17 protein-coding genes are annotated in these 16,145 nt (G+C 50.2%); 5 read left to right on the forward strand and 12 right to left on the reverse strand.

Translation table 11 applies throughout. The features are described 5' to 3' along the window. Positions 1-173: 173 nt before the first annotated feature. The 8 genes from ACFQ1C_RS05785 to ACFQ1C_RS05820 form a co-directional block, all read right to left on the reverse strand. Positions 174-695 carry a porin family protein gene (locus ACFQ1C_RS05785; RefSeq protein WP_379557654.1) on the reverse strand — a complete coding sequence of 174 codons (522 nt, stop codon included), beginning with the start codon at positions 693-695 and terminating at the stop codon, positions 174-176. Positions 696-874: 179 nt separating this feature from the next. Continuing rightward, positions 875-2,542, reverse strand: a complete 1,668-nt coding sequence (gene ettA, locus ACFQ1C_RS05790) for an energy-dependent translational throttle protein EttA (protein ID WP_379557655.1) — start codon at positions 2,540-2,542, stop codon at positions 875-877. Positions 2,543-2,704: 162 nt separating this feature from the next. Next, positions 2,705-3,499, reverse strand: coding sequence for a heme ABC transporter ATP-binding protein (locus ACFQ1C_RS05795; RefSeq protein WP_379557656.1), 795 nt, complete (start codon positions 3,497-3,499; stop codon positions 2,705-2,707). Then, positions 3,496-4,512 carry a FecCD family ABC transporter permease gene (locus ACFQ1C_RS05800; protein ID WP_379557657.1) on the reverse strand — a complete coding sequence of 339 codons (1,017 nt, stop codon included), beginning with the start codon at positions 4,510-4,512 and terminating at the stop codon, positions 3,496-3,498. The genes ACFQ1C_RS05795 and ACFQ1C_RS05800 overlap by 4 nt, the downstream gene beginning before the upstream one ends. 2 nt (positions 4,513-4,514) lie before the next feature. Further along, complete coding sequence (locus ACFQ1C_RS05805) at positions 4,515-5,363, reverse strand: heme/hemin ABC transporter substrate-binding protein (protein WP_379557658.1); 849 nt, start codon at positions 5,361-5,363, stop codon at positions 4,515-4,517. Next, the gene (locus ACFQ1C_RS05810) at positions 5,363-5,785 is read right to left on the reverse strand and encodes an ExbD/TolR family protein (protein ID WP_379557659.1); all 423 of its coding nucleotides are present in this window, start codon (positions 5,783-5,785) and stop codon (positions 5,363-5,365) included. The genes ACFQ1C_RS05805 and ACFQ1C_RS05810 overlap by 1 nt, the downstream gene beginning before the upstream one ends. After that, positions 5,782-6,405 (reverse strand): MotA/TolQ/ExbB proton channel family protein, encoded by a 624-nt coding sequence (locus tag ACFQ1C_RS05815; protein WP_379557660.1) that lies wholly within the window; start codon positions 6,403-6,405, stop codon positions 5,782-5,784. Before ACFQ1C_RS05815 ends, ACFQ1C_RS05810 begins: the two co-directional genes overlap by 4 nt. Before the next feature lie 3 nt (positions 6,406-6,408). Further along, positions 6,409-7,041, reverse strand: coding sequence for an energy transducer TonB (locus tag ACFQ1C_RS05820; protein ID WP_379557661.1), 633 nt, complete (start codon positions 7,039-7,041; stop codon positions 6,409-6,411). A gap of 425 nt (positions 7,042-7,466) precedes the next feature. Here ACFQ1C_RS05820 and hutX point away from each other — a divergent pair, with 425 nt between their 5' ends. From hutX to ACFQ1C_RS05840, 4 genes are all read left to right on the forward strand, one after another. Then, positions 7,467-7,970, forward strand: coding sequence for a heme utilization cystosolic carrier protein HutX (hutX, locus tag ACFQ1C_RS05825; protein WP_379557662.1), 504 nt, complete (start codon positions 7,467-7,469; stop codon positions 7,968-7,970). Next, positions 7,963-8,490 (forward strand): heme utilization protein HutZ, encoded by a 528-nt coding sequence (gene hutZ / locus ACFQ1C_RS05830; RefSeq protein ID WP_379557663.1) that lies wholly within the window; start codon positions 7,963-7,965, stop codon positions 8,488-8,490. Before hutX ends, hutZ begins: the two co-directional genes overlap by 8 nt. A gap of 229 nt (positions 8,491-8,719) precedes the next feature. Next, positions 8,720-9,172 (forward strand): CBS domain-containing protein, encoded by a 453-nt coding sequence (locus ACFQ1C_RS05835; RefSeq protein ID WP_379557664.1) that lies wholly within the window; start codon positions 8,720-8,722, stop codon positions 9,170-9,172. A gap of 168 nt (positions 9,173-9,340) precedes the next feature. Then, positions 9,341-10,555, forward strand: a complete 1,215-nt coding sequence (locus ACFQ1C_RS05840; protein ID WP_379557694.1) for a benzoate/H(+) symporter BenE family transporter — start codon at positions 9,341-9,343, stop codon at positions 10,553-10,555. A gap of 411 nt (positions 10,556-10,966) precedes the next feature. Here ACFQ1C_RS05840 and ACFQ1C_RS05845 read toward each other — a convergent pair whose 3' ends face one another. The 4 genes from ACFQ1C_RS05845 to ACFQ1C_RS05860 form a co-directional block, all read right to left on the reverse strand. Next, the gene (locus ACFQ1C_RS05845) at positions 10,967-12,280 is read right to left on the reverse strand and encodes a DEAD/DEAH box helicase (protein ID WP_379557665.1); all 1,314 of its coding nucleotides are present in this window, start codon (positions 12,278-12,280) and stop codon (positions 10,967-10,969) included. A 172-nt stretch (positions 12,281-12,452) separates the two neighbouring features. Then, positions 12,453-13,190: a glycerophosphodiester phosphodiesterase family protein gene (locus ACFQ1C_RS05850; RefSeq protein WP_379557666.1), complete on the reverse strand. Its 738-nt coding sequence runs from the start codon at positions 13,188-13,190 to the stop codon at positions 12,453-12,455. 103 nt (positions 13,191-13,293) lie between these two features. After that, the gene (locus ACFQ1C_RS05855; protein ID WP_379557667.1) at positions 13,294-13,617 is read right to left on the reverse strand and encodes a DMT family transporter; all 324 of its coding nucleotides are present in this window, start codon (positions 13,615-13,617) and stop codon (positions 13,294-13,296) included. Positions 13,618-13,803: 186 nt separating this feature from the next. After that, positions 13,804-14,736 carry a ChaN family lipoprotein gene (locus ACFQ1C_RS05860; RefSeq protein WP_379557668.1) on the reverse strand — a complete coding sequence of 311 codons (933 nt, stop codon included), beginning with the start codon at positions 14,734-14,736 and terminating at the stop codon, positions 13,804-13,806. Between the two features lie 80 nt (positions 14,737-14,816). On the opposite strand from ACFQ1C_RS05860, the gene ACFQ1C_RS05865 reads away from it, so the two are divergent. After that, on the forward strand, positions 14,817-15,995 hold the full coding sequence (locus ACFQ1C_RS05865) for a 3-phenylpropionate MFS transporter (protein ID WP_379557669.1): 1,179 nt from the start codon (positions 14,817-14,819) through the stop codon (positions 15,993-15,995). The last annotated feature ends 150 nt before the right edge of the window (positions 15,996-16,145 follow it).

The following is a 16,145-nucleotide window of genomic DNA, read 5'->3' on the forward strand; positions in this document are numbered from 1 at the left end:
AAGTTAAGCTAACGTGCTCGTGAAATGTGTATTTAAGCGCTAAAGTGCTGATTTAAGGGCGCTTACTAACAACATTGGGTCTGTAGGTTTAGCCGAAGTAGTTAATGAAAAACACCGCCGGTGAGGGCGGTGTTTTAAGCTGCACATTAAATGCGTCGACTTATACGCAGGCTTTAATAAAAGCGGTAAGTAAAGCCTACTGAGAAACCGTCAACAGAAATGTCATTTTTATCGTAGTAATTCATGTACTCCAGGTTAAGGTCGGTGTTCGCAGTTAGGCGAATGTCGGTACCTACACCAAAGGATACATCGCTGCCGGAGTCATTAACTGAAAGGCCAGGAACTTTATACTCTAACTCAGCACGAGTGAAACCGACGATGGCGTAAGGGTAGAAGGCATCGGTAACGGGAATGGTGCCGCGTACATAGGCACCGTAGAAGTAATTTAGCTCTACTTTCGTACCGTATAGCTTGTCATCATCGAGACCGGTGCCGATACGAATTTCGCCAGAGAAGTTTTCTGTAAACTCGGTACCCAAGCGACCATATAGTGCTACTAGATCAGCATCTTTAGGCAGACTATAGTCTACATTCAAGGCTGAAATGTTGCCGCCTACGTAGTGCTCGGCCATGGCTTGGCCACCACAGGTTAGTGCTGCAACTGCCATGGCAGTTGTTGTTAATTTTTTAAACATAGTGCCTACTTTTAATTGAAAGTTGAATATTTATTATTTTTAAAAGCTTTATTAATTCGGTCGAATAATAAACTAACAAAGTTAAATATCAAGTTATGTATTATCTTGCTGGTTTTTTGTGAGCAATAAAAAGCCCGCATTAAGCGGGCTTTTATGATTATTCCGTAAGCAATTAAAGTTTATTTAGTTACTTTTTTATATTTAATACGTTTTGGTTGCACGGATTCGGCGCCGTAGGTTTTCTTCTTCCAGTCTTCGTATTCACTAAAGTTACCTTCGAAGAACTCTACCTTGCCTTCATCTTTGTAATCCAGAATATGGGTGGCAATACGGTCGAGGAACCAACGGTCGTGGGAGATAACCATGGCGCAGCCTGGGAATTCCAGGATGGCATTTTCCAGCGCGCGCAAAGTTTCAATATCCAAGTCGTTGGTAGGCTCATCCAGCAATAGCACGTTACCGCCAGTTTGTAGCAGTTTGGCCATGTGTAAACGACCGCGCTCACCACCGGATAACTCACCAACGCGTTTTTGCTGGTCGATGCCTTTAAAGTTAAAACGACCTAAATAAGCCCGGCTCGGAATTTCTAAATTACCGATACGCAGCATATCTTGGCCGTCAGCCACTTCTTCCCACACGGTTTTCTTGTCGTCCATGCTGTCACGGAACTGCTCAACCGAGGCCAGTTGTACGCTTTCACCTAGGATAATGTTGCCAGAATCTGGCTGTTCTGCGCCGGTCAGCATACGGAACAGCGTCGACTTACCGGCACCGTTGGGGCCGATAATACCGACGATGGCACCCTTGGGAATGCTGAACGATAGATCGTCGATGATCATGCGATCGCCATACGACTTGGTCAGATTTTCTACGTCAATGACCTGATCGCCCAAGCGGGGTCCTGGCGGAATAAACAGCTCGTTGGTTTCGTTACGCTTTTGAAAGTCTTGATTTTGTAGCTCTTCAAAGCGGGCCATCCGAGACTTAGACTTACTCTGACGACCTTTAGGACCTTGACGTACCCACTCCAATTCTTTTTGAATGGATTTTTGGCGTGCCGCTTCAGACGACTGCTCTTGTGACAGGCGCTCGTCTTTTTGCTCCAACCACGAAGAGTAGTTACCTTCCCACGGAATACCTTCACCGCGGTCGAGCTCTAGGATCCAACCCGCTACGTTATCCAAGAAATAACGGTCGTGGGTAATGGCCACAACGGTGCCTTCATAGTCGTGCAAGAAGCGCTCTAACCAAGCGACCGATTCGGCATCCAAGTGGTTAGTCGGTTCGTCGAGTAGCAGCATGTCGGGCTTTTCTAGCAACAACTGACACATGGCTACGCGGCGGCGCTCACCACCAGACAGTTTATCTATGGTGGCTTCCCATGGCGGCAAACGCAACGCATCGGCGGCGCGCTCTAACTGGTTATCTAAGTTATGGCCGTCGTGTGCTTGAATAATCGCTTCTAACTCGCCTTGGCGCTTCGCTAACTTATCAAAGTCTGCATCCGGATCCGCATAGGCGGTATATACCGCGTCCAGCTCTTTAAGGGCCCCAGCTACTTCCGATACCGCTTCTTCAATGGCTTCGCGCACGGTTTGCTCGGGCTTTAACTTAGGCTCTTGCGGCAAGTAACCGATGTTAATACCGGGCTGCGGGCGCGCTTCGCCTTCAATTTCGGTGTCTATGCCGGCCATAATGCGCAGCAAGGTCGATTTACCGGAGCCGTTTAAGCCCAACACGCCAATTTTAGCGCCGGGGAAAAACGACAACGAGATATTTTTCAGTATATGACGCTTGGGCGGAACCACTTTGCCCACGCGGTTCATACTGTAAACAAATTGAGCCATATCTATTTATCCTGATATTTCAGAAGGTTAACAAGCTGACTGCCAGACTGTGTATCAGCCGGCAGTTAACCGAAAAGCAATGGCGTATATGGTACTTATCTGAGCGCGGAAAGCCAGCTTTGAGAGTGTGTGAGCGCCGATCCCCGGCGCTAGGCGCTGCTCTTAAACGAGCACCTGATGACCATCTGGGCTTTGTAATAGCTGAGCCTTATAGCCAAAATATTGTTCTACGTTGGCGGGGGTAAGTACTTGCTCTGGGCAGCCCACACTGGCAATGCGGCCATTGTGCAGCAGCACCAGCTGGTTGCCGTAACGGGCGGCTAAGTTAAGGTCGTGTACGATCACTAATACCGCACAACCATCAGCCGCTAAGCGATGGGCTTCACTTAATAACAAATGCTGTTGGCCTAAATCCAGCGCTGATGTGGGTTCATCGAGCAGTAAAATCCGTTGTTTTTCAGAGCCGGTTAATTGCGCCAAAATACGCGCAAAATGTACGCGCTGCTTTTCACCGCCGGATAATTGCGGGTAGGGCGCTTCGCGCAAGTGCCACACTTGGGCCCGCTGCATGGCTTGCTCAATAATCGGCAGGTTCTCACGCTCGCTACTGTTATGCGGAATACGACCTAAGCTGACTACCTCTTGGGCTAAAAAAGGAAACTGCAGGCCAGATTGTTGTGGTAATACCGCAAGCTGTCGGGCCAACGCTTGGCGCGACCAGAGTGCGCGTTCGCGGCCAAACAAGAGCATGTGGCCGCGGGGCGAGTGCTCACCGGCAATGCATTTGAACAAGGTGCTTTTGCCGGCCCCGTTGGGGCCAATAAGTACCGTGACTTGACCGGCGTGTAACTGTAAATCAATATCGGTTAACAACTGGCGGCGCTGCAGTGTGAGCGATAACTGCTTAATATCTAACAGTGGTTTGTTGAGGTAGGCGGTGTCTTTTGTGTGAGTCATGCAAGTCCAATGCCCCGCTTTTGTTTTAGCAACAGCCATAAGAAGAAGGGGGCACCCAGCAAGGCGGTGACGATGCCGACGGGCATTTCTGCGGGGGCGGCTAAGGTGCGGGCCAGCATGTCAGCCAACAATAATAACCACGCGCCCAGCAAAGCAGACAGTGGCAATAAGCGACGATGATCGGGCCCCGCAATCAAGCGCACTAAGTGCGGCACCACTAAGCCCACAAAACCGATAATTCCCACCGCCGCCACACTGACGCCGACCGCTAGTGCCGCCATTAATACCAATTTACGTTTAAGCCGTTGTACATCTATGCCTAAGTGACTGGCTTCGGCCTCACCTAATGCCAGCGCATTTAGGCTGTGGGCATGGCCGCGTAATAACAGAACCAGCACCGCGGCGGTAGCGCACACTAAACCCAGTTGAAAGGGGTCGCTTTTGGCCATGGAACCCATTTGCCATAGGGTAAGGTCTCGCAGGGTTTGGTCATCGGCCAAATAGTTGAGCAAGCCCAAAATACCACCACTTAAGGCACCAATGGCGACTCCTGCCAGCAACAAGATACTGACCGAGGTGCCTTGGGTGGTGCGAGCTAGCTGATAGACGACCAACGTGGTAATTAGGCCGCCGCCAAAGGCCATTAATGAGGTTAAACTCGCGCCCAGCCACGCGGGTAACAAGACGGAAAATGGCGCCAGTAATACCATAGACAATGCGGCACCTAAGGCGGCGCCGCTAGACACGCCAATAATACCGGGATCGGCTAACGGATTGCGAAACAACCCCTGCATTACCGCGCCACACAACGCTAAAATAGCGCCCACGCCTATGCAGAGCAGGGTGCGGGGCAGGCGAATATGTAGCAGCACCAATTGTTCGGTAGGGCTAATTAGGGATGGCGTAAACAGCTTAAATATATCCAGCGCCATAGGGCCGGTCGCCAGCGAGGTTAAGCTTGTCATTAGCAATAATCCCAGCAGCACGGGCAATAGGGTAATGCGCGCAGTCATGACTATTGTGCCAACCAATGTTGATGCAAGCGTTCGGCCTCGGCCAGTGTACTTAAGCCCAGCCCACCAATAAGCGCTTTGCCGTTAATGGGAACAATGGCATTAGCGTCTGCGGCAGGAGTTTGGCGTAGCAACGGAAACTGCTGAAATAGCGAATCGGCACCGGCTTCTTCTACCAAATGACGGCGACTAATTAAGATGACATCAGGGGCCATGGCGACTAAGGCTTCCATTGCCACCGGCTTATAGCCGTCGATGCTGGTAATGGCGGGATTAGTGCCACCAGCTAGGCGGATCATGGCGTCGGCTAAGGTATTGCTGCCGGCAATTTGGGCCGAGTTACCCTCACCCAAAAGTAAGAAGATAGTTTTTTTACCTAGGACACTTTTGCTGGTAACAGAGCCCTTGGTAACCAGTTGTTGCGCGCGATACGCAACTTCTTGCTGTAACGCTTCGGCTTGGGGGTGGCGGTTTAGCAATTCACCCAAGCGAATAATATTACTTTGCAGTTGTTCTATCGTCATCGCTTCTGGCAGCGTTTCTACTTGAATACCAGCCTGACGCACTAAATTAAGCGCGCTAGCTGGGCCCATTTCTTCACTGCCAATCACTAACGTAGGTTGAGTGGACAGCATGCCTTCGGCGCTAAGTTGGCGATGATAACCCAGTCGGGCAAGTGTGCTGCCTTTTGGTAAGACACTGGTGCTATCCACCGCAACTAACTGCTCTTGAGCCTCCAGTGCAAATACTAGCTCGGTCATGCCGCTACCCGCACTCAGTAGCCGTGATGGTTCGCCGTGCACTGTACTGGTGGCCAGCAATGCTAAAGGGAGTAACCAACGAGTGACCATTAATCATCCTCCATAAGAATTTGAGTGGTGTTAATGTGGTGCTCTTGCAAGAACGCCAGCAGCTTTAACATGCTGTCTACGGTAACGTCTTTGTCTGACGCCAAGATCAAATCAGTTTCTTTTAGCGCCTCGAGCTGATTTTCTAGCACCGCCTTAAACTGCTGCCAATCGTCATACTGTTCACCTTGCAGCGCCCATGCTGGGGTGCCGGCAAGCATGTTAATAGTCATAGATTTGGTGTCTTGTATGGAGCTTAAAGACTTGCTGTCGGTCTTGGGTAAATCGACTTCTAGTGATTGCAGCGGAATGTTGGCGGTTAATAATAAAAACACCAACACGATAAAAATAATATCGAGCAACGGGGTGATGTCGGGTGCCAGTGAGCGCCATCCCGCATTTGCAGCATCGGGGCGACCAATCATGAAGGGCAGCCTCCGAGCGTGACTCCCTCAAGGTGCAGATTGCACTGATTAAGCTCATCGGTCAGTTTGTCTAGCAAGCGATCGGCCCACAGACCGAATAACTGCGCACCGGCAATGGCGGGCAGGGCAATCAGTAGGCCTGCGGCCGTGGTACTCATGGCTAATCCGAGGCCGTCGGCAAGCAACGCAGGCGTTACCGGATTACCACTTTCGCCAATGCTGGTAAACATGGCGATTAATCCTAATACGGTACCTAATAGTCCTAATAAAGGACTAATCACGCCAACCAGTGTTAATACCCGCAGGCCAGAATGTAATTTACGTCTTTGTTGCTGCAACCAAATGCCGGCCAAGTCTTCACGAGTCCCTTTATTACATTCTTTATGTTGCACCAATAGTTGGCAGCCGCGCAGGATCATGGATTTAGGCTCATTTAATGCCACATCCGCATAACTGCTGCCACTTAAACGCAATTGCTTCTTCTCTTGTTCACCGCGCATGCTGACCCATAACAGACTTACGATACGTTCTAGCCATAATGAGACCGTGATAACGGAGCACAAAATTAATGGCCAGCTCATTAATCCGAGTTGTTGATGCAGTTGATTTAGAAATGACATGATTTAATCCAATTTAAAACGAATAGGAATATGAACGCGGTGGGCAATGCCTTTACCGTTTTCGACATAGGCTGAAAAGCGGTATTTAGATACCCCTTTTAAAGCGGTGCGATCTAGCGTCTTCACGCCGGAGGAGCGAACTAACACCCGCTTAGTTTGTCGACCATTTTCATCTAGCCACACTTCGATGATGACAGTGCCTTCTTGGCCACGGCGCCTTGCCTGCACCGGGTAAGAGATAGGAGCCGGCCGACTTTTAAAGCTGGGTTGTTCTATGCGCTTAGGCGCACTGTCTTTCGCCTTTGTGGCTGGTGTTTTTTGCACTATTTTTTCAACCGGCTTGGGCTGTGAGGCCGGCGCTACCGTTTTCGGAGTCGGCTTAGGCTTAGGCTTAGGCTTAGGCTTAGGCTTAGGTTGTGGTTGTGGTTTAACGACCGGCTTGGGCTCAGGTTTAGGTGTCGGCTTTGGTTTAGGCGTCGGTTTTGGTTCTGGCTTTGGCTCGGGTTTGGGTTCGGGAATAGGCTCAGCGATTGGTTCAACGACGGGCTGAGGCTTAGTTACTGTGGGCAGCATCTGTACACTAATCGGGCCGGGGTCGGCCGGAGCCATAGCAATGGTCAGATCTTTTCGATCCATGGCCTGCGCTAGTAAGCCATGGAGTAACAAAGAGGCCAGTGCAAATGAAGCGTAGCGTTTAAAGCTCAAAATTAACCTCAAGCATGAATGAGAGTGATTACGTTCTTGCTGCATAGAATACGGATTTCTAATCTAAAGTCTATTGCTAATGATAACGAGTTGTATTCGATGTGGTGTTAGATTAATCTGCGACTAGCGACTTAAGTAATGCCGCATAACCGGCGTGGTTCTATCGTCATTCCCGCCTTCGCGAGGGTGACGAGAAAGGTAAACCTGCCTCATAATCCACATGTGTTACGCGGCCTTACTTAGTAGGCCACCGCTCATGGGGTCGGAATACGAGCTTTGATTGCTATAAAGCGAGCCGCAATATAAATACGCGATATCGTTTTTAAGTTAGGGCATAAGTTAAGGAAATAAACACTATGGCTGAATTAACGACCCAAGTATTGGAATTGCTGGCTACCGAGCCCAAGCTGCGGCCCGCGGATATGGCCCGCCGTTTGTCGGTGCCTGAATGGCAGCTGGTAAGCCGCCTGCCCAGCGAGCTGATTTTTACTCTGCCAGGCATTCATGGCCAAACCATATTAGAGCAAGTAGCAGAGTGGGGCCGCGTAACCACAATTATGGAGGTGGCAGGCTCTATTTTTGAAGTGAAAGCCAGCCTCCCCAAAGGGCGTGTCGGCTATGGTTATTACAATTTATTTGGTGAGCCGGGTCAGTTGCACGGCCACCTTAAGTTGGATGCGATAGCGAATATTTCACTGCAAAGTAAACCGCATCGCGGTAATGAAGCTTACGCCATCGTATTTTACGACACAGATGGCGACTGTATTTTTAAAATCTATTTAGGACGAGACGAGCAGGGCACGCTGTTCCCTGAGCAGGTCGTTGCATTCAACGCATTAAAGGAGCTAAAAAATGTTTGATAAACAAGAGCGTCTGCAGGGTCGTCTCGAGCCAGAAATTCGTGAGTTTCGTGATGCGACACACACCCTCGTGCTGGCCACCGTAGACGATGAAGGAGTGCCTAATGTCAGCTATGCTCCCTTTGCCTTACTGGAAGATGGTTATTACATTTTGATTAGTGAAATGGCGCGCCACACTAAAAACTTGCTGGTTAACCCTCAGATTTCGTTAATGATGGTGGAAGATGAACAAGCTTGCCGCAACTTGTTTGCGCGCAAGCGCCTTACCTTTGATGCCCGTCCCGAGCGCGTAACCCGTGATACCCCCGAATGGCAGGCGGGTATTGGTGCCTTGCATGCGCGCTTTGATGACACGGTTGTTGGCCTCAGTAAGTTGGCAGACTTTCATTTATTTCGCTTAGTGCCACTAAAAGGCTTGTTTGTAAAAGGCTTTGGTAAAGCCTTTGCCGTTAGCGGTGACGATTTAGTAGATGTGTTGCACCTCACCGACGGCCATCGCTCGGTTGCTACCACAGGCTAATAAATAGCGTTTAAAAACGCGTCAAAAAAGCCCGTTAATACTGCTATTAACGGGCTTTTGTTTTTTGTATTTGCAACTCACAGGGCTCTGTGACACAACAGAACAATTGAAGCGCCGAGCACCAAGCTAAAGCTCTGGTCATACATTGTTGTTGATGACTATTTATTCTCTGCTTTTTGGGGTGGTCTTTAGTCTAAAATATAACTAATAAAAACAAGGAAGATAACCTATGACTGCAATTTCTGTTGGCGATATTATGACCCGAAATTTGCTGACGCTCGATCAGTCAGCAACCTTGAAAGATGCCCACGACATGATGCGAGAAAAAAGCATCAGGCACATACCGGTAGTGGATACGCTTACCGGTAAACTCATGGGCGTACTAACGCAAAAGCGCATGATTTCCACCATTATGGGGCTGTTATCAGATTATGGCGTCAGTGCGCTAGAGCGACGTGAGCGCTTGTGTCGGGTAGTTGAAATTATTGATGCGGATTTTGAATCGGTGGATGTTAATGCACCCTTGACCGAAGTGGTGTCGTTTTTTCTAAAAAATAAACATGGCTGCCTCACTATCGTTGACGAAAAGCAGTGTTTAATTGGCATCGTCACCTCGTCAGACTTCGTACGCCTGTGTGCCGAGCTACTTAAAGCTCGTCCTTCGAGTAGCGATAAGCCGTAAGCTGTCAGCGGTTAGTTAAAGACGAACACTGTCTTTTGCCGTCTTACCGGTACCAAATAGCGAAATCCTGATGTTCATCAGGAAGACGGCAAAAATATAAAAATACTGAATTCTGTGGGCCAGTGTCAGCAGGATGATTTGTTATGGACCTTAACCGACAGCGTATAGCTGACGGCTTATAGCTGTCTTTTAAGGAATGTTGTTATGCGTATGCCCTTTCATTTCGCTCATCTGTCAGCGGGTTTTATTGCGGTGCTGGTCGGTTATACCAGCTCGGCGGTCATTATTTTTCAAGCCGCCGCCGCCGCCGGTGCCAGTCAGGCCGAGATTAGCTCTTGGATGTGGGCGTTGGGGCTGGGCATGGGGGTGACCTGCATTGGTTTTTCGTTACGTTTTCGCGAGCCCATTATCACCGCCTGGTCGACTCCGGGCGCGGCCTTGCTGGTCACGGCTCTGGCGGGTGTGCCCATGAGTGAAGCAATAGGGATATTTCTATTCAGCTCGGCGTTGATTTTGCTGTGTGGTGTCACCGGCTGGTTCGATCGCATCATGCAATTAGTGCCGGCGGGCCTAGCTGCAGCTATGCTGGGCGGCGTGTTGCTCACCTTCGGCCTGAACTTATTTGTCTCGGCGCAAACTCAACCCTGGCTGGTAGGCGTGATGCTAGTTACTTACCTAGCATTGCGTCGGCGCTTACCACGTTATGTTATTCCGCTGAGCTTATTCGCCGGATTAGCGGTGTCTGCAGGACTGGACTTACTGCACTTTGAGCAGTTTAGTTGGCAAATGGCCGCCCCTGTATTAATGATGCCCAGCTTTTCTATTACCAGCTTAATCGGCATTGGTATTCCGTTATTTGTGGTCACTATGGCTTCGCAAAATGTGCCAGGTATCGCCGTATTACGCGCTCATGGTTATCATACCAAAGCCTCCCCTTTGATCAGTTGGACGGGAGTTACTGGCTTATTGCTCGCCCCTTTTGGCGGCTTTGCCTTTAACTTGGCAGCAATTAGTGCCGCAGTATGTATGGGAAAAGAAGTAGATGCCGACCCTAAGCAGCGTTATAAAGCGGCGGTGTGGGCGGGGGTATTTTATTTATTAATGGGGCTGTTTGGTGCCACTGTGGTGGGCTTATTTGCCGCCTTGCCGAGCGAGCTGGTGATGGCGATTGCCGGTTTGGCGTTGCTAGGCACTATTGGTAGTAGCTTAACGGTGGCCATGGCTAACGAGCAAGAGCGAGATGCGTCACTATTAACCTTTATGATCACCGCCTCGGGCGTTGCATTATTCGGTATCGGCAGTGCCTTTTGGGGCTTAGTTATAGGCGGCATAGTGCATTGGTTGAACCTAAGGAACAGCTTAACTGATAGCGGTAAGCCGTAAGCTGTAAGCCGTAAGTTAAAGATAAACACCGTCTTTTTACTGCCTTGGCGCTATCACTAATGCACTTGCCCCGGTATCTGCCCTTATGCACTAAAGCCCAAACCAAGCTGCATATTCAGTCTCAGTTTCGCCTGTCATTTTTGCTTGGGGCTAATCTCTGCCCTTACTATCAAGATCTCTTTCAGATCTGATCACTATTTTTCCGTGTTATTCCGTGTATTCCGTGGCAAAAATAGGTCTTGGTGTGATGTTTAAACCGTTTTGTCTACAAAAGACAAAGCGAGATCCTGACCTGTGTCAGGAAGACGGCTTAAAAGATAACTCTAAAAAAGCCGACCACAGAGTGGTCGGCTTTTTTGTTTGCTGATAGCTGACGGCTTAGCGCTGACTGCTATGTTTTACCGCTTTAAGTTAACCACCGTCGTGGCGACGTGGCGGTTTGTTGCTACGTGGTGCTTTGTTATTCGCGCTGCGTGGGTTTTGTGCACGACCACCGCCACTATTTTGGCCTCGACCACCACCGTTGCCACGGCCACGATTAGTCGCGGCAGTTTTTTCGATTGGCGGCTGTTGGCTGTCAGGAATGGGCTCGTAACCTGCCATAATTTCCAGCTCAACGGTTTGCTTGGTTACCCGTTCAATCGCCTTAAGCAATGGCTTTTCTTCGAAGCAGATCAACGATAGGGCTTCGCCTTTAATACCAGCACGACCGGTACGGCCAATACGGTGCACGTAATCTTCGGCAACATGCGGCAGCTCGTAGTTGACTACGTGGGGCAGTTCGCTGATGTCGATACCACGGGCGGCAATGTCGGTGGCAACCAACACGCGCAACTTGCCTTCTTTAAATTGGCTTAAGGCTCGAGTACGAGCACCTTGGCTCTTGTCACCATGAATAGCCATGGCGGGCAGGCCATCTTTCTCTAACTGCATTGCTAGGCGATTAGCACCGTGTTTAGTACGGGTAAACACCAGCACTTGGCGCCAGTTGTTGTGGCCAATCAAATAGCTGAGCAGGGCGCGCTTTTTATTTTTATCTACGCCATAAAAACGCTGCGCAATGGTGTCGGCAGTGGCGTTGCGAGTTGCTACTTCAATGTGCTCGGGATTGGTGAGCAAATTTTCAGCCAGTTTCTTGATTTCGTTAGAAAAAGTAGCAGAAAACAGTAAATTTTGGCGCTGAGACGGCATCTTGGCGATAATACGCTGAATATCGCGAATAAAGCCCATATCTAGCATGCGGTCTGCTTCGTCTAACACCAGCATTTCAACGCGTGATAAGTCGATAGAGCGCTGAGATACGTGATCCAGTAAACGGCCCGGAGTAGCCACTACGATGTCAATTTTGCCGCCCAAGGCCTTCATTTGCGGGTTAATGCTTACGCCACCAAACATGGCCAAGGTGCGCAAGTCTGAGTGCTTGGCATAGGCACGTAGATTTTCTTCTACCTGAGCGGCTAGCTCACGAGTGGGCGTAAGCACCAAGGCACGCACCGGTGCTCGGCCATTAGCCAACGGTCTAGCTTTTGTTTCGCTTAGGCGCTGTAGCATTGGCAAACCAAAGCCCGCCGTTTTACCCGTGCCGGTTTGGGCTCCGGCCAACAAATCACCGCCCTTAAGTACTAGCGGAATAGCTTGAGTTTGGATTGGGGTGGGCTCTGTATAACCACATTCATTGATCGCTTGAACGAGCTGGGCGTTAAGGCCTAGGGAAGCAAAAGACATGAGACTCCGAACTAAAAAGGTCCTGGCGGACGGCTGAGAGGCATTGCCGTTAGGCAAACTGGCGTTATGATAACAGAAAAGCACAAAGGGCAATAAGTTTAAGTGTTTTTACAGCGCCGAGCTTCCAGCGCCAAGCGCCCAGCTCAATATAGGGCAGGATGTTTCGTATTTTTTAGCTAGGCGCTTGGTGCTGGGCGCCGGGCGCTTGTCTTAACGGCTTATCTGTAAAAATCATATTTACTCCCCAGCTCGCGAGGGTGTCGGCTTGGCGTTGGCTGTTTACGGTATAACAATTAAGCTGATAACCGGCAGCGTTGACAGCTTGCGCTTGCGCTTGGGTTAAATGTCGGTGATTACAGTTTAGCGCGGCGCAATCGAGTCGCTGCAGTGCGGCATGCCAGTCGGTGGGAATGCGCTCTACCAGCAAAGCGCGGGCGATAGTGGGTTGCAGCCGTTGCATTTGTACAAGGCTATTAGGTTCGAAGCTAGAAAATAACAAGTTAGCGTGAGCAAACGCCCCACAGGAGATCACGCGGCTGACCTGTTGGCTGAGGTTGGCGGCGTTATCTTTAGGGTAGAGTTTAAGCTCGATATTGACCTTAATATTAAGGCGGGCGGCGTGGGTTAGATAATCGTGCAGCAGTACTAATCGCTCGCTTGCAAACTCGGCTGAAAACCAGCGGCCCGCATCAAGGCGGCTAAGTTGCTGCCAACTATGCTCGCGCAGTAGGCCTCGACCATTGGTGCAGCGGTGCAACCGCTCATCATGAAACAGCACCACTTGATTATCTTGGGTGAGTTGCACGTCAATTTCTACCCACGTTAGCCCCTGTTTATGGGCCGCATCTAACCCTGATAAGGTGTTTTCGGGTGCTAAACTGGCCAAGCCTCTGTGTCCGCATAGCAACATTTAATCATGCCTCGTTAAACTAATTCCGTGAGGGATAAATGGTGAGGTGTGAGAAGTAATACATCTGAACTGCAAGCTCAGGCGTTACCTTTTATGCATCACGTCATCCATTGGAATCAAGCTGGATAATCACCACACCGATGATGATTAAGGCCATGCCCAGTATTACGGTCACACTGGGCAGTTGACGATAAAACAATGCCCCTAACAAGGTAACCAAGACGATGCCAGCACCAGACCAAATAGCATAAGCAATGCCCACCGACATGGTACGCATCACTAGTGTTAGTAGCCAAAAAGCGAGGCTGTAGCCGATGATTACCAACAAACTTGGCCCTAAGCGGCTGAATCCGTCAGAGGCTTTTAAGGCGGTGGTGGCTATCACTTCGGCGATAATAGCCACGGCCAGTAATCCATAAACGTTCAAAAAACATTCCCCTGCAAAGACCACAGATAATATATCTGCTCCAAAAAGCGGTCTGATAATAACACTTTGCAGGTGACCATGAACGGCGGGTTGGCCACTTTTTAATGGTCATTCGGACGGTGAACACCTGCACAACCGCGTCGACCAAGCCTTGTATCAGGCCTGAGTGCTGGGCGTTATGGCAGTTCAGTCGCCGACTGGTACACAAGCAGGTTCGCCCAGGCTAAACGCTGGCAAGGGCTCCCCCTCTAATCGGGTGGTGGGTAATGAGGCAACCTGTAATGCCCATAACGGCGCGTCGGGCACGGCTTCATCGGTCGTGACTGGATAAATCAGCGCTATTTTAAGCTTGGGATTGCGCTGTTGCAGCCGCTGTACCGTGCCCAAGCCTTCTGCAATATGAAAGCGCCCCACCGTTAACAGCACGCTGTGTTTAGGGTGTAGCTGCAAATACTGGGTAATGCTTTCGGCCATGGTGTCATCCCAGGTAGTTTGCGCGGCAAATTGCTGCTCGCTGGGTGCTTGACCATGATGGCGGTTTGCCATAAAACGCGCCTTGTAAGCATCATCGGTAAGGGTCAGTTGTTTGGCAACCCAGCCGCGCTCATTCGCCGGTAGTCGTTGTAAATAATCGACCCCTTCTTGGGCAATACAACGCACAATATGGCGCGGCGAGTTAGCGGCTATTACTTCAATGTCGGCTTCTTTAGCCAACGTCACTAAGGCGCGATAATCACTGCGATAACTCGGCCACGCATTACTTTCTTTTATAAATGCATCTTCGCCCATCTTCCCTGCTAAATACCTATTTACCGCGTCTTGATTATCCCGGCTAAATTGCTCCATGGCTAAGGCAAGGGGGCGCGGTTGGCTAAGCAGTTGTGCGAGTAAGTCGGCCTGAAAACGATGTATTCCCTGATGCCCATGCAGCTCGCCTACTATTATCACGTCGGCGTCAGCCAGCTGTTGGGCGGCCTCGGGTAATGACACGGTTTTTCCTGCGGGATTTTGTAGCTGATAATCGAATAAATTGTTTGTTGGAATTGAAGCCGAAGAGGCCGAGTGGTAGCCCTGACAACCCGAGAGCAGCAGGCCTACCAATAATATAAATCGTCCCATAAAATTTAACCAAATAGAAATAATAATTAACAGATAAAGTATTATCATAACCAATATGGATCCACCACTTAGTCGCAAATATGCCCCCAGTATTCTGGCTTTCCTCTCTTTTTGCTCTATTTTATTTTAGTTACGGCGTCTATTTACCTTATTGGTCGCTGTGGCTTAGTCATGTGGGTGTGCACGCCGATGTTATTGGCGTCTTGCTTGGCCTTGGCATGGCGGCCCGCTGTGTGGGTAATTTGTTGGTGATGAGTCGCATCCGCCGAGCCCAGCATTTATTGCCTGCCGTGCGCTGGTTGGCGTGGTTAAGTTTGCTGAGCTTTGCCGCTTTTTACCTTAATCAATCGCTGCTAGCGTTGACCTTGCTGATGATCGGGGTGAATGTGATTTACTCTGCACTAATGCCGCTCAATGAAGCCGTGGCCAGTCGGCTCGTGGTGCAGGTACAGCTAGATTACGGCAAAGCGCGGCTATGGGGATCGGTGGCGTTTATTGGTGCCAACATTGTGGTGGGCAGTCTAACGAGTCAATGGGGAAATCAGTGGATCCTGCATATTATGGTGATGGCGCTGGCTGCTCTGTGGCTAATGAGCTTACTGCCGATGACTCCATCACCGGTTGATCTGCATGGCGAGCGCCAAGGCGACAGTGTACTGCAGGTGTGGCGCCGCCCCCAGATTAAGCGATTTATAGTGATAGTGGCGTTATTGCAGGGCAGTCATGCTGTTTATTATGGCTTTAGTGCTTTGTATTGGCAGAGCCAAGGATATGCCACCAGCACCATCGGCTATTTGTGGGGGCTTGGGGTGTTGGCTGAAATTGGCGTATTAGCCATGAACCGGCGATGGTTTGAGGCGATGACGGCCCGCACATTATTATTATCAGGGGCCGCATGTGCACTGCTGCGCTGGGGTATATTAGGGGCTACCACCGATATAACATGGCTGATTATGGCGCAGTTGCTACACGCAGGCAGTTTTTGCCTTAGTCACCTAGGCGCCATGCGCTACATTAGCCGAGATTTAGACGCCGAAGCGGTGATTGGTGCCCAAGCGTTATATGGAGCCTTGGCCATGGGATTGACGGTAGCTTTATTATTGGTAGCCTCGGGCCAGCTATATCCGACTTTAGGCGGACAGCTTTTTTGGCTAATGGCGGCGATAATACTACCCGCCTGTTGGTTGCTGCGAAGGCCTTTACCGGGTAGCACCAAGCGCCCAGCGCCCAGCCTTAACATTCAGCCAGTACACCGATGACTCCGAGACTAATGAAGAGGCTGTTGGGATAGGCTCAGCCGACCATCACATGACAAGGCCGAAAAATGCTCCTGCCATTTCGGCACTCCCGCCATCCTTGGCGGTCGGATGTCATATGCTGAGCGCACAGGGGGCGAGCTTGCCTCGCCG

This window comes from Oceanisphaera ostreae, assembly GCF_042676125.1.
GTDB classification, from domain to species: Bacteria; Pseudomonadota; Gammaproteobacteria; order Enterobacterales; family Aeromonadaceae; genus Oceanimonas; species Oceanimonas ostreae.

Bases quoted from the DNA above. Each gene is read 5' to 3' on its own strand.
- ACFQ1C_RS05785 (WP_379557654.1), bottom strand. From the start codon at position 695: ATGTTTAAAAAATTAACAACAACTGCCATGGCAGTTGCAGCACTAACC.
- ettA (WP_379557655.1), bottom strand. From the start codon at position 2,542: ATGGCTCAATTTGTTTACAGTATGAACCGCGTGGGCAAAGTGGTTCCG.
- ACFQ1C_RS05795 (WP_379557656.1), bottom strand. From the start codon at position 3,499: ATGACTCACACAAAAGACACCGCCTACCTCAACAAACCACTGTTAGAT.
- ACFQ1C_RS05800 (WP_379557657.1), bottom strand. From the start codon at position 4,512: ATGACTGCGCGCATTACCCTATTGCCCGTGCTGCTGGGATTATTGCTA.
- ACFQ1C_RS05805 (WP_379557658.1), bottom strand. From the start codon at position 5,363: ATGGTCACTCGTTGGTTACTCCCTTTAGCATTGCTGGCCACCAGTACA.
- ACFQ1C_RS05810 (WP_379557659.1), bottom strand. From the start codon at position 5,785: ATGATTGGTCGCCCCGATGCTGCAAATGCGGGATGGCGCTCACTGGCA.
- ACFQ1C_RS05815 (WP_379557660.1), bottom strand. From the start codon at position 6,405: ATGTCATTTCTAAATCAACTGCATCAACAACTCGGATTAATGAGCTGG.
- ACFQ1C_RS05820 (WP_379557661.1), bottom strand. From the start codon at position 7,041: ATGGATCGAAAAGATCTGACCATTGCTATGGCTCCGGCCGACCCCGGC.
- hutX (WP_379557662.1), top strand. From the start codon at position 7,467: ATGGCTGAATTAACGACCCAAGTATTGGAATTGCTGGCTACCGAGCCC.
- hutZ (WP_379557663.1), top strand. From the start codon at position 7,963: ATGTTTGATAAACAAGAGCGTCTGCAGGGTCGTCTCGAGCCAGAAATT.
- ACFQ1C_RS05835 (WP_379557664.1), top strand. From the start codon at position 8,720: ATGACTGCAATTTCTGTTGGCGATATTATGACCCGAAATTTGCTGACG.
- ACFQ1C_RS05845 (WP_379557665.1), bottom strand. From the start codon at position 12,280: ATGTCTTTTGCTTCCCTAGGCCTTAACGCCCAGCTCGTTCAAGCGATC.
- ACFQ1C_RS05850 (WP_379557666.1), bottom strand. From the start codon at position 13,190: ATGTTGCTATGCGGACACAGAGGCTTGGCCAGTTTAGCACCCGAAAAC.
- ACFQ1C_RS05860 (WP_379557668.1), bottom strand. From the start codon at position 14,736: ATGGGACGATTTATATTATTGGTAGGCCTGCTGCTCTCGGGTTGTCAG.
- ACFQ1C_RS05865 (WP_379557669.1), top strand. From the start codon at position 14,817: ATGCCCCCAGTATTCTGGCTTTCCTCTCTTTTTGCTCTATTTTATTTT.